16 protein-coding genes are annotated in these 14,140 nt (G+C 49.3%); 9 read left to right on the forward strand and 7 right to left on the reverse strand.

The features are described from left to right. Positions 1–483: 483 nt before the first annotated feature. Positions 484–771 carry a MarR family transcriptional regulator gene (locus ACYP03_RS12945; protein WP_459780246.1) on the reverse strand — a complete coding sequence of 96 codons (288 nt, stop codon included), beginning with the start codon at positions 769–771 and terminating at the stop codon, positions 484–486. Between the two features lie 70 nt (positions 772–841). Between ACYP03_RS12945 and ACYP03_RS12950 the strand changes: the two genes are divergently transcribed. The 7 genes from ACYP03_RS12950 to ACYP03_RS12980 all read left to right on the forward strand — a co-directional run bounded on the left by ACYP03_RS12950 (position 842) and on the right by ACYP03_RS12980 (position 6,978). Continuing rightward, positions 842–1,159 carry a hypothetical protein gene (locus ACYP03_RS12950; RefSeq protein WP_459780248.1) on the forward strand — a complete coding sequence of 106 codons (318 nt, stop codon included), beginning with the start codon at positions 842–844 and terminating at the stop codon, positions 1,157–1,159. 220 nt (positions 1,160–1,379) lie between these two features. After that, the gene (sbcB, locus tag ACYP03_RS12955) at positions 1,380–2,801 is read left to right on the forward strand and encodes an exodeoxyribonuclease I (protein ID WP_248140240.1); all 1,422 of its coding nucleotides are present in this window, start codon (positions 1,380–1,382) and stop codon (positions 2,799–2,801) included. 305 nt (positions 2,802–3,106) lie between these two features. After that, on the forward strand, positions 3,107–3,649 hold the full coding sequence (locus ACYP03_RS12960; RefSeq protein WP_459780250.1) for a winged helix-turn-helix domain-containing protein: 543 nt from the start codon (positions 3,107–3,109) through the stop codon (positions 3,647–3,649). Positions 3,650–3,712: 63 nt separating this feature from the next. After that, positions 3,713–4,090, forward strand: a complete 378-nt coding sequence (locus ACYP03_RS12965) for a CidA/LrgA family protein (protein ID WP_459780252.1) — start codon at positions 3,713–3,715, stop codon at positions 4,088–4,090. After that, complete coding sequence (locus ACYP03_RS12970) at positions 4,090–4,767, forward strand: CidB/LrgB family autolysis modulator (protein ID WP_248140234.1); 678 nt, start codon at positions 4,090–4,092, stop codon at positions 4,765–4,767. The genes ACYP03_RS12965 and ACYP03_RS12970 overlap by 1 nt, the downstream gene beginning before the upstream one ends. Before the next feature lie 242 nt (positions 4,768–5,009). After that, positions 5,010–5,897, forward strand: coding sequence for a cytidine deaminase (gene cdd, locus ACYP03_RS12975; protein WP_248140232.1), 888 nt, complete (start codon positions 5,010–5,012; stop codon positions 5,895–5,897). A 172-nt stretch (positions 5,898–6,069) separates the two neighbouring features. Then, entirely contained in the window at positions 6,070–6,978 is a 909-nt protein-coding gene (locus ACYP03_RS12980; protein ID WP_248140230.1) for a DMT family transporter, read from the forward strand. A gap of 61 nt (positions 6,979–7,039) precedes the next feature. On the opposite strand, the gene ACYP03_RS12985 is transcribed toward ACYP03_RS12980, so the two are convergent. Both ACYP03_RS12985 and acnA read right to left on the reverse strand, forming a co-directional pair. Beyond that, positions 7,040–7,441 (reverse strand): hypothetical protein, encoded by a 402-nt coding sequence (locus ACYP03_RS12985; RefSeq protein WP_248140228.1) that lies wholly within the window; start codon positions 7,439–7,441, stop codon positions 7,040–7,042. Between the two features lie 162 nt (positions 7,442–7,603). Next, positions 7,604–10,270 (reverse strand): aconitate hydratase AcnA, encoded by a 2,667-nt coding sequence (gene acnA, locus ACYP03_RS12990; RefSeq protein ID WP_459780254.1) that lies wholly within the window; start codon positions 10,268–10,270, stop codon positions 7,604–7,606. A 124-nt stretch (positions 10,271–10,394) separates the two neighbouring features. Between acnA and ACYP03_RS12995 the strand changes: the two genes are divergently transcribed. Next, on the forward strand, positions 10,395–10,793 hold the full coding sequence (locus ACYP03_RS12995; protein ID WP_459780256.1) for a DUF3179 domain-containing (seleno)protein: 399 nt from the start codon (positions 10,395–10,397) through the stop codon (positions 10,791–10,793). 53 nt (positions 10,794–10,846) lie between these two features. Here the strand turns inward: ACYP03_RS12995 and ACYP03_RS13000 are convergent, their stop codons facing one another. The 3 genes from ACYP03_RS13000 to ACYP03_RS13010 form a co-directional block, all read right to left on the reverse strand. Continuing rightward, a complete protein-coding gene (locus ACYP03_RS13000) occupies positions 10,847–11,494 on the reverse strand; it encodes a thiopurine S-methyltransferase (protein WP_330959479.1) in 648 nt (215 codons plus the stop codon). A gap of 183 nt (positions 11,495–11,677) precedes the next feature. Beyond that, positions 11,678–11,971 (reverse strand): hypothetical protein, encoded by a 294-nt coding sequence (locus ACYP03_RS13005; protein WP_248140219.1) that lies wholly within the window; start codon positions 11,969–11,971, stop codon positions 11,678–11,680. 243 nt (positions 11,972–12,214) lie between these two features. After that, on the reverse strand, positions 12,215–12,601 hold the full coding sequence (locus ACYP03_RS13010; RefSeq protein ID WP_459780258.1) for a spore gernimation protein: 387 nt from the start codon (positions 12,599–12,601) through the stop codon (positions 12,215–12,217). Positions 12,602–12,944: 343 nt separating this feature from the next. Here ACYP03_RS13010 and ACYP03_RS13015 point away from each other — a divergent pair, with 343 nt between their 5' ends. After that, on the forward strand, positions 12,945–13,415 hold the full coding sequence (locus ACYP03_RS13015; RefSeq protein ID WP_459780260.1) for a cell division inhibitor SulA: 471 nt from the start codon (positions 12,945–12,947) through the stop codon (positions 13,413–13,415). A gap of 148 nt (positions 13,416–13,563) precedes the next feature. Here the strand turns inward: ACYP03_RS13015 and ACYP03_RS13020 are convergent, their stop codons facing one another. Beyond that, positions 13,564–13,968, reverse strand: coding sequence for a hypothetical protein (locus tag ACYP03_RS13020; protein ID WP_248140213.1), 405 nt, complete (start codon positions 13,966–13,968; stop codon positions 13,564–13,566). Positions 13,969–14,140 lie beyond the last annotated feature (172 nt).

The following is a 14,140-nucleotide window of genomic DNA, read 5'->3' on the forward strand; positions in this document are numbered from 1 at the left end:
CTTTATAGCCGTTAGTAAACCACTACCTCGTCTAGCCAATGCTTTCCTCCTTTAAATTGATGTTACTGACTTTTCGGATACTATCACAATCAAATGTATGCAACTGGCAGCATTATCAGGCAGATGGAATGTTTTTAAGATTTATGGCGTGTAAAAGTGATTACTGTTAGTAGGGCAAATACACGCAGTATCAGTCGTAAAGAGTGCTGGCTCTAAACTATTTTGGGGCAAAACCTTGCTAAACACCTACACATCCAATAAATCGAAATATAGAACTCCTACTAACTAATTCCACTTTCAATCAATTAAACGTTAATCAAGTCATGTTACGCATAACGCTCTTTGAGGCTCATCAACAAAAATGGCCACTCTGGGCACCTGTTGGTGATGACCATAGCGGCCGAAAAATTTTTCTATCGCGGGAGTTGGCCTCGTTTGCAGTATTTTCGCCTCCAGAAGAACCTACGTTTTTTAATACACCTGTCAGGCGATAACGTACACGTATTCCACCCCACCCGCCGGACACGCGTATGCCTGGCGGGTGACATAGGCTTTTTCAGAGAGCCGACGCAGTAACGTACTCGCCCATGAGTTCGACAGGTCACAACGATCCGCTATTTGTGACGGTGTGACCTGCTCACCTTTTCTCATTGATTGCAGCACTCGCAGCTGCGTTTTACTCAACTTCACCTGTCCAACCTGTTGCGGTACGAGGCGTGCAGCTTGCACCAGACGAGCGTCGATCTGCCCGATTTGAGCATTTTTTTCCATTTTTGAATCATCCTATAAGGTTTATCGGAGGATCTTCAATTGATCCAAATGAAGAGAAGCCTAAGCGGCTATGCCTGAAGAAATCGAAATAGGTCATAGCCAGTCTTGCCCACAGGAATTTAAACAGTCTGGAATGTTCCCTATCTTTCATTTGTTGATTGAACTTGCTTTTCCAATCATTCAGACAGATCCGTTGCTGGAAAATACAGACAGAATCATCCTCCAGAACCACGAATTCCCTCCCACCGCCCCTCGTCATTGCAGAATTGCTCCCCGATTCCCGCAATTCCGTCATGATTTGATGTATCAGCCTTGCCTCCTTCAGGGGAGTTGCGGGATACTTACCTATCTTGATTTACAGGCTGTTTCCGTTGATTCGGCAGTCTGAAATCGTCAGGTGTCATCCTTGAACATGCCCGCATTGAACAATCATGAAAGCGTTCGATTTGGACACACAGAGCAAACTTTTGGACGCAGTTTAGACACAAATGCAAACCCAATCCGAGATTGCTCTGGAATGAACGACTGTGCAGAGAAACTGCACAGCACAGAAAAGCCTCTGAGAGAACAAACAGTTACGATGAATTCAGCGGCTTCAGGAAACAACGATGAATGATACAAATATGCCAACATTGTTTTGGTTGGACTACGAAACGTTCGGTGCCAGCCCGGCGACAGACAGGCCCTGCCAGTTTGCCGGGGTGAGAACCGACATGGATTTGAATGTGATTGGTGAGCCGCTGGTGATTTACTGCCAGCCGCCCAGCGATTACCTGCCTTCTCCGGAAGCCTGTCTGATTACCGGTATCACACCGCAGGAAGCCATGGAAAAAGGTCTGCCGGAACACGAGTTCATTGCCCGCATCCATGCAGAGTTATCTAAGCCGAATACCTGTGTGATTGGCTATAACAATGTGCGGTTTGATGATGAAGTCACGCGCTATACCCTGTACCGCAACTTCTACGATCCTTATGCCTGGAGCTGGCAGAGCGGCAACTCGCGCTGGGATATGCTGGATATCATGCGCACCTGCTATGCGCTGCGTCCGGACGGTCTGAACTGGCCGACCAATGAAGACGGCTTCCCGAGTTTTAAGCTGGAAGATCTGTCTGTCGCGAACGGCATTGAACACAGCAATGCGCACGATGCCATGGCGGACGTTTACGCAACGATTGAACTGGCGAAAAAAGTGAAAACCAGCCAGCCAAAGTTGTTCAGTTATCTGTTCAACCTGCGCCATAAACGCAAGTTACAGGAACTCATTGATATCGCGGAGATGACACCGCTGGTTCATATTTCAGGCATGTTCGGCTCTGAATGCGGCAACACCAGCTGGATTGTGCCCATGGCGTGGCATCCGGATAACAAGAATGCCGTCATCTGTGTAAATCTGGCGATGGACCCGGCGCCGTTGTTTGAGCTGGATGCCGACAGCCTGCGCGAGCGTCTGTACACCAAACGTGCTGATTTAGGCCCGGATGAGCTGCCGGTGCCGCTGAAACTGGTACATATCAATAAGTGCCCTGTGCTGGCGCCTGCAAAAACACTGACGGCTGACGATGCAGACCGCCTGGGAATCGACCGGGAGCAATGTCTGGTCAACCTGAAAGCGCTGAAGGCACAACCGCAGATCCGTGAAAAACTGCTCACAGTGTTCAGTCAGGACAGAGAGTTTGCACCGAGCGACAATGTTGATACCCAGTTGTACAGCGGGTTCTTCTCGGCGGCAGACAAATCAGCGATGGACATTATTCGTGAAACCGCCCCGGAAGAGTTAGGCAAGCTGGCGTTGCAAGTCGATGACAAGCGGATGAAGCCGCTCCTGTTTCGTTACCGGGCGCGAAACTTCCCGCTGACTCTGGATCATCAGGAACAGCAACAGTGGAAGTACCATTGTCAGGATTACTTCGAATCGAAGCTGCCAGCCTACATGCAAAACCTGGAAGCAATCGCGATGGAGCACCAGAGTGACGAGCGGAAGATGAAAATTCTGAAATCTGTGTACGAATACGTAGGCAGTCTGGTGTAAAGACTCTGCACGGTAGCAGACGCTGCTCATTTAGGTAAACGTCTGATCTTCCCAGCTATTTTCAAGACCCCGGACGTCTCTGCGCCCGGGGTTTCTTTTTTCAGACACTTTTCATCCCCTGAAGTTTGAACTTCATGTGAAGGGCATTAACACTTAAAAAAGGTCGCGACGACCTGCAGCTGGTGTTGTCTGTCACGGAACACAGGAATGCGATGACGGCTCAGCCCCGCTGGTTCTCCCATGGTGTATATTGCCAGACTGGTTAAGGAGTCTGTTCGGGCAATAGTTTGGCAGAAGAGATTGTTATGGCAACTGAATCCCTCACCCGCTGTTACCGGTTTAACCGGGTCGATTTCGAACCGGATCTGCGGCTGCTTGTCTGGCCGGATAAGTCAGAGACAGCCCTGACCCTGCACGAATCACGTCTTCTGGAAACCTTGTGTTATTTTGCGGGGGAAGTCATCAGCCATAAAGTCCTGTCTGATAAAACCTTTCTGCCTCAGGATTCACTCTCACAAGTCCAGCAGATTGATCTGGCCTCTGTCTTTAATTCCGTCAGGCGTAAGCTCACGGTGAATGGCATGATGGCAATCCCGATTGAAGTGCTGCCTCATTATGGTTTCCGGGTCCCCTTACCTAAAGAAACCTGCCGTCATATCCACCGTTTTCACCAACCAACGGCTTTACCTCCCAAACCGCCACGGCATCCTCCCCAAAATGCCGTGAAAACAAGTCGCCCGAAAGTCTCGGCGACTGAACATATTGTCAGGCACAGCCTGATGCATAAGTTGTCTGTCATTTTGCTGGCAGCGGCGGGTGTGGCCATGGTGATCGTGTCGAATATGTAAGCCGTTTGTGTTGGATCAAGTGCAGACCTCAAAGAATTGTGGTTTAGATCCCACCTTTTTTGTATGATTGCGACACCATTCATCTTCATCCTCGTGTATATGAGCTACTTGCGTTCATTTGCAATCATTGCCATTTTTCTGATGGTCGGGAAAGGATTCCAATCTCTCACACAGATCCCCATTCCGGGCAGCATTCTTGGCATGTTGTTTCTTTTTGCGGCACTTTCTGCCGGACTGCTTCCACCGAACTGGGCCAAGCCCGGATGTCATCTGTTTATCCGCCATATGGCAATTCTGTTCGTCCCTGTCGGAGTCGGACTCATGAATTATCTGGATCTGCTTCAGACCAACGCCCTGCCCGTGCTGCTCAGCACCCTCGGCAGCAGTCTGATTGTCCTGTTGTTTGTCGGCTGGTATGTACAGCGTAAGGAGTCGGACTGATGTGGTTGTTCGTCACTCTGATTGTATTCTGGCTGGCCCGTCTGTTGTCGAAGCGTTTTCAGCATCCGGTCCTCAACCCGTTGCTGATCTGTCTAGTGGTTATTATTCCGCTGCTGCTGGTCCTCAACGTGCCTTATGAAACCTACTTTGCAGACAACCGCTGGATTCATTATCTGCTGGAACCTGCGGTGGTTGCGCTGGCATTCCCTCTATATGAACAGTTGCCTCAAATCCGCAGCCGCTGGAAAGTGATTGTGACGGCATGTGTGTGCGGCAGCGTTCTGTCCATGCTGGCCGGCACAGCAATCGCGCTGGCACTGGGCGCCGATTTACAGCTGACCGCCAGTATTTTGCCAAAATCGGTCACAACACCCATCGCCATGGCCGTGGCTCAGCAGATTGGCGGAGTTCCTTCACTGGCCGCGGTCATGGTACTGATCGCAGGTGTCTTTGGCGCCGTTTTAGGTTACCCGCTGTTCAAACTTGCCCGCATCACCCATCCGATGGCAAAAGGCTTAAGTATGGGGACAGTGGCGCATGCGTTAGGAACGGCCAAAGCTGCCGAGGAAAACTACAAAGACGGCGCATTCAGCTCTCTGGCTCTGGTCTTGTGTGGTGTGATTACGGCAGTGCTCGCCCCGGTCATCTACCCGTTGCTGTTATCTGTTTTTCAATAATTCTTCACACATTCCCGGAAGAAATATCACAAACGCTGTGTGCATCTGCTCCCATAGGAAAGATGCACACTTATGCGATCTTTACTGCATTGAAATTCAGACACATTTCTCACAAAACCTGTGATAACACTCACTAAAATGCAATAAGAATGAAATAACTCAGGATCAATAGTGACCATGATCACAATAATTATTCTTGACTGCTCTAGAATGCTTTAGTGAATTCACATAGGAGAATCACTATGCGCGCTGAAGTTATGGACGCTTTAGGCCAACTCCCGCTCGAACTGTCACAGGCGCTGAAGCCTGTCATGACTGCTCCAGGCTTTGACGCCACTCTGAGCAAAGAAGAATTTGAACACCTGATGACTGTGACTCAGCTGTCAGATGCAGACCTGCGTATTCAGCTGCTGAAAGTTGCTGCTGCCTATTCCATTGCCAGCCTGTCGAATTTCTATGTCGGCGCGATTGCACGCGGCAACTCCGGCAGACTTTACTTTGGCGCAAATATGGAGTTTGAAGGGACATCGATGTCTCAGACGGTCCATGCAGAACAGTCGGCCATCAGCCATGCCTGGCTGAAAGGCGAAACGGGTATCACTGATATCACCGTAAATTACTCGCCTTGCGGCCACTGCCGCCAGTTTATGAATGAACTCAGTACGGCACAAAGCCTCATGGTTCAGTTACCTGAGCGCACACCAAAAGCATTGCAGACGTACTTACCGGAATCCTTCGGGCCTGCTGATTTGGGCATCACCGATTTGCTGTTGTCAGACCATTCAAAAGGTCTGAGCCTGGATTCAGACGATGCACTCCTTCAGGCCGCTTGTCAGGCTGCAGATAAGTCTCACGCGCCTTACAGTAAAAACTTTGCCGGTGTCGCACTGAAAGCCAAAGATGGCCGGGTCTTCACAGGCATGTATGCCGAAAACGCAGCATTCAACCCAAGTCTTCCGCCCTTACAGGTGGCGATGATCGATATGAATATGGCGAATTATTCGCTGTCAGACATTGCTGAAGCCGCATTGGTTGAGCAGAAGAGCTCTTTAGTCAGTCTGCTGGCTGATACACAAAACACGCTGGAAAGCTTTCACCCGGATATCCAGCTGTCATACGCAGCAATCTGACCCGATAAAAACAGGGAAACTGACTGAAACGGATTCAGCAATTCATTCCCTCACGACTTTCCTTGTAGCCGTCAAAGCCGCTTGTTTTGTCGGCTTTTTTTATGAATAAATATTTGGTGCTATGCAGTCATCAGAGTATGATTCCAGATTATTTTTGACTTGAACAATACTTATGACGCATCGACACAATCCAATTCAGGGTGCCTGCTGGATGTTAACCGCAGGATCAGCCTTTGCTGTGGTCAACAGCATGGCGCAGTACCTGAGTGTAGTTTTTCACTTGCCTTCAACAACTGTCGGTCTGATCCAGTACTTTATCGCGCTGATTGTCATGCTGCCCTGGCTGTACAGTATCGGGCTGCGTCAGTCGCTGAAAACCCAACATTTTGGCATGCACTGTTTCCGGGTTTTCCTGTCTGTGATTGGTATTCAGCTGTGGCTCTGGGCACTCGCATATCCGGTGCCCATCTGGCAGGGCATTGCATTACTGATGACGTCTCCCCTTTTTGCCACCGTCGGTTCAGGTTTACTGCTGAAAGAAAAAGTCGGCTTTGTCCGCTGGGTTGCGACGCTGGCTGGGTTTTGTGGCGCAATGATCATTCTGGAGCCCTGGTCCGACAATTTTAACTGGGCATCATTATTGCCGGTGGGTGCGGCATTTTTCTGGGCAAGCTATTCATTAATGGTGAAGAAGATGTCTCACCATGACTCCCCGAGCACCATGGTCGTTTACCTGTTGTTGCTGATTACCCCCTTTAACCTGTTTCTGGCCGTGCCGGATTTCACCATGCCTGAAGGCCGGGAAACCTGGTTACTTCTGCTGGGAGCCGGTGTTTTCACTGCACTGGCCAACTGGGCCATTGCCAAAGCTTACGCTGTAGCTGACGCCTCATTCGTCCAGCCGTTTGACCATGCCAAACTGCCTCTGAATGTACTGGCCGGATTTATGGTATTTGGCTGGGTACCACCGGGACGTCTGTGGTTAGGGGCAACCATTATTATTGCCTCGGTTGCCTTCGTCACTCAGTGGGAAAGACGCAAACCAATGCTGCAATCCGCAACCATCAGGAATGCATCCTGACCGGATCAAAAAAGCTGGCATATAAGCCAGCTTTTTTCTTTTGAATCGGTTCAACCGTCAATCAGAAACGTACCCGGACGCCCATCGCGGCTTCAAGCTCCACATCGACATCTTCAACCATGTAGAGCGTCGGACCGACTTCACCATACAATTCAAACTGATTGACCGGAATTTCCAGACCAACACCAGAACGGATACCAAACTTATCGTGGTGATCATCAACGAACTGCGCCCCGACAAAGGTATAACCCATGTTGAGCTGCGGGTTTTGGGTCAGCGCTCCCAGGTTAAAGGTTTTATCGACGGCCACGCCAAAATCGTCTAAACCCAGAGAGAAACGCAGATCATTCTGCTTATACTGCACGCCACTCATCGGTGACCCCAGAAAAATACCCGCAGATTGTGATGCAACAGCGGACGCAGACAGTCCGCACAATAACAAACCAATCAAAGACTTCTTCATGTTACTGTCCGTTTATTTTGAAAGCACTCTGATTTACAGAGCTATTTTGAATACTGTTGTTCTACTTTATCTGTAATTTCTCAACAATACGAACCTGTCACCATACTTATGACAAATAATTGACATAGAATCTGTCAATTACTCATCAAATTACTTCGTCAATCAATCTGCATCGATCAGGTTTCTCAATACGTAATGCAGGATACCGCCGGCTTTCAGATACGCCATTTCTGTCTGTGTATCCACCCGGGCGCGAACCGGATAACACTGAATCTCTCCCTGCGTGTTCACCACTTCAAGGGAAAGCGATGCTCCCGGAGACAGTGCATCAATCCCTTTGAGACTCACCTGCTCCGTGCCGGTCAGGTTCAGTGTGTCGAGCAAGCCGACAGGTAATTCAACCGGAATCACCCCCATGCCCACCAGATTCGAGCGATGAATCCTTTCAAAACTTTCGGCCAGGACTGCTTTGACACCCAGCAAGCGCGTTCCTTTTGCGGCCCAGTCACGGCTGGAGCCCGTCCCGTATTCTTTCCCGGCGAAAATGACCAACGGTACATCCTTCGCCTGATATTGCATGGCGGCATCGTAAATCGGCATGGTTTCACCAGTAGGCTGGAAAAGCGTGTTCCCGCCTTCCTGTCCCCCCAGCATCCGGTTTTTGATACGGATGTTGGCAAAGGTTCCCCGCATCATCACCTCATGATTCCCGCGCCGGGAACCATAAGAATTAAAATCTGCAGGACGAATGCCCTGCGCCTGCAGATACTGACCCGCGGGACTGTCGGGTTGAATACTTCCGGCCGGAGATATGTGGTCAGTGGTGATCGAGTTACCAAATACCGCCAGAATCGCCGCGTTGTGAATATCTTCCAGCGGCTGAACCGGCTGAGTAATCGTTTCAAAGAATGGTGGCAGCCGGACATAGGTTGAATCTGATTGCCACGGATACGTTTTCCCCGAATCCACCTGAATCTGCTGCCAGTGTTCATCTCCGGAGAAGATGTCGGCATATTCCTGCCTGAACAGGTGATTCGTGACCGATTTCATGACTGTGGCTAACTCTTCCTGCGATGGCCACACATCTTGCAGAAACACCGGGTCGCCATTCAAATCCTCGCCCAGCGGCATGTCCGTCATATCGATGCGGGTCGTCCCTGCCAGCGCAAAGGCCACGACCAGTGGCGGAGAAGCCAGCCAGTTGGCTTTCACCAGCGGATGCACCCGACCCTCAAAGTTTCGGTTTCCGGACAGGACTGAGGAAACTGTCAGATGATTATCCTGTATTGCGGTTTCAATGGGTGCCAGCAATGGGCCTGAGTTACCGATACAGGTTGTGCAGCCATATCCCACCAGCTGAAATCCCAGTTCATCCAGATAAGGCTGCAAACCAGACGCAGCGAGATACCGGGTCACGACTTTCGAACCGGGCGCCAGTGAGCTCTTTACCCAGGGTTTGCGTTTCAGACCTTTTTGAACCGCTTTTTTGGCCAGCAGACCAGCCGCCATCATCACGCTGGGATTGGAAGTATTGGTGCAGGAGGTAATTGCGGCAATCACCACATCACCATGTTTGAGCGAAAAAGCGTCACGTTCCGTATTTACCGGAACCGTCAGCTCAGGCTGTAAGCCGTTCAGTGATAGCAGATCCGTCATGGCTGAATCCATGTCAGGAAGTGCCACACGATCCTGCGGACGTTTCGGACCGGCCAGGCTGGAAACCACATCCGCTAAGTCCAGCGTCAGGGTATCCGTATAATCCGGCTCGGGATGACCGGAATCACGCCACAAACCATTGGCTTTAGTATATGCCTCGACTTTACTGATCAGGTGCTCGTCGCGGCCAGACAAGCGCAGATAGTTGAGCGTTTCCTGATCAACCGGGAAGAAACCACAGGTTGCACCATATTCGGGTGCCATGTTCGCAATTGTCGCGCGATCGGCCAGCGGCAAGCCATCGAGGCCAGGTCCGTAAAATTCAACAAACTTACCCACGACACCTTTTTTACGCAGCATGTCGGTGACAGTCAGCACCAGATCCGTCGCCGTCACCCCCGGGTTGAGCTGACCGCTGAGCCGAAAGCCAATCACTTCAGGGATCAGCATGGAAATGGGCTGCCCCAGCATTGCAGCCTCCGCTTCAATCCCGCCGACACCCCAGCCCAGCACGCCCAGACCGTTAATCATCGTGGTGTGCGAGTCCGTTCCGACCAGCGTATCCGGAAACAGAGAATCGTCTTCCTGCCAGACGGTCTGCCCCAGATATTCCAGATTGACCTGGTGGCAGATTCCGGTACCGGGAGGCACAACACGAAAATCAGAAAACGCCTGCTGCCCCCAGCGAAGGAACTGATAACGCTCATGATTTCGCTGCATTTCCAGTGCAACATTCTGAGAAAAAGCTTGCTCAGAAGCATAGGTATCAACCATAACCGAATGGTCGATGACTAAATCAACGGCAGACTGGGGATTAATTTGTTCCGGATCTTTACCGGCTTTGGCCATGGCATCCCGCATTGCAGCCAGATCCACGACCGCAGGGACACCGGTAAAATCCTGCATGAGAACACGGGCCGGACGATACTGAATCTCCCGGTCAGAAGCTTTGTTTTCCAGCCATGCAATAACGGCTTCAATATCATCTTTCGTGACCGTGTCACCATCCTCAAATCGCAGCAGGTTCTCAAGCAGCACTTTGAGCGAATACGGCAAACGATCCACATCTCCTAGAGGACTCAGCGCCGCCAGACTGAAATACTGATAGCGCTTTCCATCAACTTCCAGTGTCTGCTTACTATGAAAACTGTCGACCCGGTTTGCTGCTTCCATCACTCACCTCCGTCTTTTTACAGTGACTATAGACGGGATAGGAAGAATGACAACGATGTCTGGTTAGTAATACAGCTTGCATCCTCCGCGCAATCATCTTGATCTCATCAAACATGACCCCATCATGGCGTTCATTTTCAAACTTGCCATTTCCTATCAGGCTTATTACGACGAACCAACATTCCCGACGGTTGAATACAAAGACACGCGATTACCCAGTAAAGAAAAAATATGGGGACTGAATGTCGGTGAGGATTATGTCGCTTACACGGAGTGCTTTGTCTGTCAGCATCAAGCTCCGATCAATGTGGTGATTGGTGCACAGGACATTGTCCTGCACTTTGATGAAACCTATGAAAGCCTGGGAGTTTTCTACAACCACACGGGGAAATACATTCAGGACATCAACTGCTTCGGTGAAACCGAATCCGGCAGACTTGCCCGTGTCGAAACCGTCAAAGCCGGTGCCTACTGGATTATTTGGTCTGATTTCTTTCCTCAGACAGACGTCAACCGTTTATAACATCATGTTTGATATGAAAAAGCAGCGCCGGGCGCTGCTTTTCTGTGTTCGGATCAGGCAGGTGTCTGAATGAACCAGACCTCTTCCGCAAAGCGGCTGAGTCCCTGCTGAATACGCGGGTGTGATTCATCTGCATCCTGACGGCCAAGGTGAACAATCTCACAACCATGGAACAGTGATTTCACAGCATCAGCAGATACGCTGAATGGCGGTCCTGCCATCTCCTCCTGAACATAATCCAGGGTGACGAGCATAATTTTTCCGCCGGGTTTAACCACAGAAAGCAATCGCTGAACATACAACTGGCGCATTTCTTCTGGCATCGCGATGAGCGCAGCACGATCATACGCCGCATCCACCGGCGCGACAGGCGCCGTAAAATAATCGCCACAATAAATACTGACTTCATCAAACTCGTACAGCGTGTGCCCATTCCCAAGCATCGTTACCGTCGGCAAATACAGATGCTCTGAAAAATATGCACGAACCGCAATTTCACTCAGCTCAACCCCAATCACCTGATTGTGCTGTTCAGCCAGCCAGCTCAGATCCAGAGATTTCCCGCACATCGGTACAAACACGGCATCTTCCCGGTTCAGTTCCAGGCGCGGCCAATACAGTGGTAAAACAGGGTTGGTCTCGTTCAGGTGAAAACCAATCCGGTTCTCGGCCCAGCGGTTATGCCAGAATTCTGCATCCATTGGCGACTTCTCTCAGTACTGATTGTTACAACTGGGCGGTATCAGACCATATTTCTGACAGGAGATCCAGCCAGATTCGATTCAGCCGAGGGTACAAACGAGGGTACAAAAAAAGGACGCCTGAGCATCCTTTTTCACAATCACCAAATCGTGATGACTGATTGTCTGTGTGCGAGTCTGGTATCAACCGACGCGGAACAACTTAATGGAGTCACGACGGACAGTCACACCACGGAAAGTCACCGGCTCAAGCAAAGTCATCAGTTGCTTTGACACAAAAAACTTACCGCCATAGCTGCGATCGCCACCACGGTTAACCCACTCTGCAAATTCATCTGCCAGGCTGAACATTGAATTTCCTACAAGTAAAACCAGGACTTTCGCAACTTCACTGTCGTTCTGCTTATTAAATTCTGAGTCACGAACCTTCTTGCGGTATTCTTCGACAATTCTCTCAAGGCACTCAAATCTGCTCATCTTCACCACCTCACAAAAAAGAGGTGCGGATACTACTGTTCAATAGGCCTGAAATCAAGACATCCGAGCATGATTTTGGCTATTGCTAACACAAATCAGACATCATTGAGCATATTCGTAATGAATCAATCAAAAATCACATCAAGTCCCAAAAATTCCATAACCCTTTGTTCACTTTTGTATGAAATTAATGACATCTCTGTGGAGTGCCACAGCGATCACCTTCACCAGACATCCCCGGCTTCACGACCGATAATAATCAACAACCTGCACTGTAATTGGCTCTTTTTGCGGTTTCACAGCCATTTTAAACTGATGCTGACCATCCATTGTCATACTGTTGCCTGATTCACCGGTCACACTCACCCCTTCAATTTTGGTAAAAGGCTGTTCGGTGTCATAAAACATATTGATCGTCAATTCTGCTTTCTGATTGGCCTTCAGCTCAAATTTGCAGATCCCCCGCGGGCAATAGACATCCAGTGCTTTTTCTTTCACCTCGATGCGTTCCACATCTCTGACCGGAGTTGCTGTGATGTTCAGTGGTTCACTGCAGCCCTGAATGAACAGATTTGCAGACGCAAGTAGCATGGCAGGCAGCCACAGTGCTGTCCCTCGCATCATTTTCATCTTGCTCTCTTCTCTTTCACAACATTGACCGGCGCTCAGTCTACTGTACAAAGTACTGTGTAAGATACTGTATAAACACTGAAAGCCGACTTTTTCCCGGTCATCTTTGATTTCCGTCACAAGGTATTCGAGCAATTCCCCCCATTCCCCATTGATAATAAAAGCAATAAATAACAACAAGTTAAACCGAAACACCTCAATCAGCACCCAGACCAGCCCGTCAGAAATTGTGAAGCAACATCGAAAAAAAAGCTTGCATCCGATACTGTTCAAAACTACTGTATAGACATACAGCATGTATAAATACACACTATCAGCGCATTTAACAAAGGATGGAACTCTCATGACTGCTCATTTAGACAGCTTCCAATCAGTGACTGCTTCTCAGGTGTATAAATCCACTTTTGTGTCTCACTCTTCTACCCTGAGTTCCAACCGTGTCCAGTATCCGATTGAAGTCAGTTTTTGCGATCAGGAAATGGCGCAACTGGCCTACCTGCTGCGTTTACTCAAGCAAGCCAGTGAACAAAATCGCTGGATCATGTTTATTGGTGAAGATGCGTTATTGGATCGTAATCTGATGAAAAGCGCAGGGATAGATGTGAATAAAGTCTTGCTGTTAAAAAAGAAAAACGGGCAGTCAACTCAAGCGCTCATGGCAAAAGCCCTGCATATGGGAAATTGCAGTGCTGTCATTGCAAGCGGCAACATTCTGGAATATTGCAACCAAACCATTCATGACGCAGCAATTCATGGCGATGCAATGGCTTTTATTATCAACCGAAACCACCAGCCCGGTCAGTTGCTGCATTGAACGCAACGATAACAGATGGAAAGCCACCATGTTAAAACGCCAGTACTTTGCAGCACTGGCGTTTTAGTTTGGTCGTATGTGAGCACCGTTTCCTTTCCTTAGGAACAGCATGCCACCGAGAAAGCGTGAGCCAGCGCATTACCGATACTCAGGGTTGCGCTAAGCGGATATGCAGTTGCTCGCCGTTGTTTCCGACTTCGCGGATATCACACTCGGCTTTTTCCTGAATCAATGCCAGTTGCTCTTTATCTAACGAATAAGGCAGGCAAACATCCAGCTCGAAAATCTGCTCCAGACGCGCCAGTCTCAGTAACCTGATCAGGTTGTTCACATCACTGGTGTTTGTCGACAGCACCTTCAGCGCCTGATTGGTCAGTCGCTCGGTTTTACTGACTTGTGAACCTGTCGTTCTCCCCCAGGAAAACTCCAATGCAGGCAACATCACTTTAAATGCGTCCCACAGCGTTGGCCTGTGATGACACAACACAGACAGGAAGGAGGTGTAATCAAATACAATCTCTTTCGCTTGGTGAGCTTCAACTGATGATTTCATAACTATCCTTCACAAGAATTCAACAGCATTTTTGTGCAAGCTAAAGTAAATTGGACGAATGCTATATTAAGCGGACACTATAATGCCTTCATCCGGGGCTTACTTTTTTAGCGCTTCATTTTTTTGCGCGCGATCGTGTTTTTTCTTGCTTTGCATCAAATAAAAAATACTG

The sequence above is a fragment of the Photobacterium sp. R1 genome (assembly GCF_054600795.1).

What these genes read in the sequence shown, in the direction of transcription:
- ACYP03_RS12950 (WP_459780248.1), top strand. Translation starts at nt 842, where the DNA reads ATGCCTGAAGAAATCGAAATAGGTCATAGCCAGTCTTGCCCACAGGAA.
- ACYP03_RS12980 (WP_248140230.1), top strand. Translation starts at nt 6,070, where the DNA reads ATGACGCATCGACACAATCCAATTCAGGGTGCCTGCTGGATGTTAACC.
- ACYP03_RS13000 (WP_330959479.1), bottom strand. Translation starts at nt 11,494, where the DNA reads ATGGATGCAGAATTCTGGCATAACCGCTGGGCCGAGAACCGGATTGGT.
- ACYP03_RS12945 (WP_459780246.1), bottom strand. Translation starts at nt 771, where the DNA reads ATGGAAAAAAATGCTCAAATCGGGCAGATCGACGCTCGTCTGGTGCAA.
- sbcB (WP_248140240.1), top strand. Translation starts at nt 1,380, where the DNA reads ATGAATGATACAAATATGCCAACATTGTTTTGGTTGGACTACGAAACG.
- ACYP03_RS12985 (WP_248140228.1), bottom strand. Translation starts at nt 7,441, where the DNA reads ATGAAGAAGTCTTTGATTGGTTTGTTATTGTGCGGACTGTCTGCGTCC.
- ACYP03_RS12995 (WP_459780256.1), top strand. Translation starts at nt 10,395, where the DNA reads ATGGCGTTCATTTTCAAACTTGCCATTTCCTATCAGGCTTATTACGAC.
- ACYP03_RS13015 (WP_459780260.1), top strand. Translation starts at nt 12,945, where the DNA reads ATGACTGCTCATTTAGACAGCTTCCAATCAGTGACTGCTTCTCAGGTG.
- ACYP03_RS12970 (WP_248140234.1), top strand. Translation starts at nt 4,090, where the DNA reads ATGTGGTTGTTCGTCACTCTGATTGTATTCTGGCTGGCCCGTCTGTTG.
- acnA (WP_459780254.1), bottom strand. Translation starts at nt 10,270, where the DNA reads ATGGAAGCAGCAAACCGGGTCGACAGTTTTCATAGTAAGCAGACACTG.
- ACYP03_RS13005 (WP_248140219.1), bottom strand. Translation starts at nt 11,971, where the DNA reads ATGAGCAGATTTGAGTGCCTTGAGAGAATTGTCGAAGAATACCGCAAG.
- ACYP03_RS12965 (WP_459780252.1), top strand. Translation starts at nt 3,713, where the DNA reads ATGATTGCGACACCATTCATCTTCATCCTCGTGTATATGAGCTACTTG.
- ACYP03_RS12960 (WP_459780250.1), top strand. Translation starts at nt 3,107, where the DNA reads ATGGCAACTGAATCCCTCACCCGCTGTTACCGGTTTAACCGGGTCGAT.
- ACYP03_RS13010 (WP_459780258.1), bottom strand. Translation starts at nt 12,601, where the DNA reads ATGAAAATGATGCGAGGGACAGCACTGTGGCTGCCTGCCATGCTACTT.
- ACYP03_RS13020 (WP_248140213.1), bottom strand. Translation starts at nt 13,968, where the DNA reads ATGAAATCATCAGTTGAAGCTCACCAAGCGAAAGAGATTGTATTTGAT.
- cdd (WP_248140232.1), top strand. Translation starts at nt 5,010, where the DNA reads ATGCGCGCTGAAGTTATGGACGCTTTAGGCCAACTCCCGCTCGAACTG.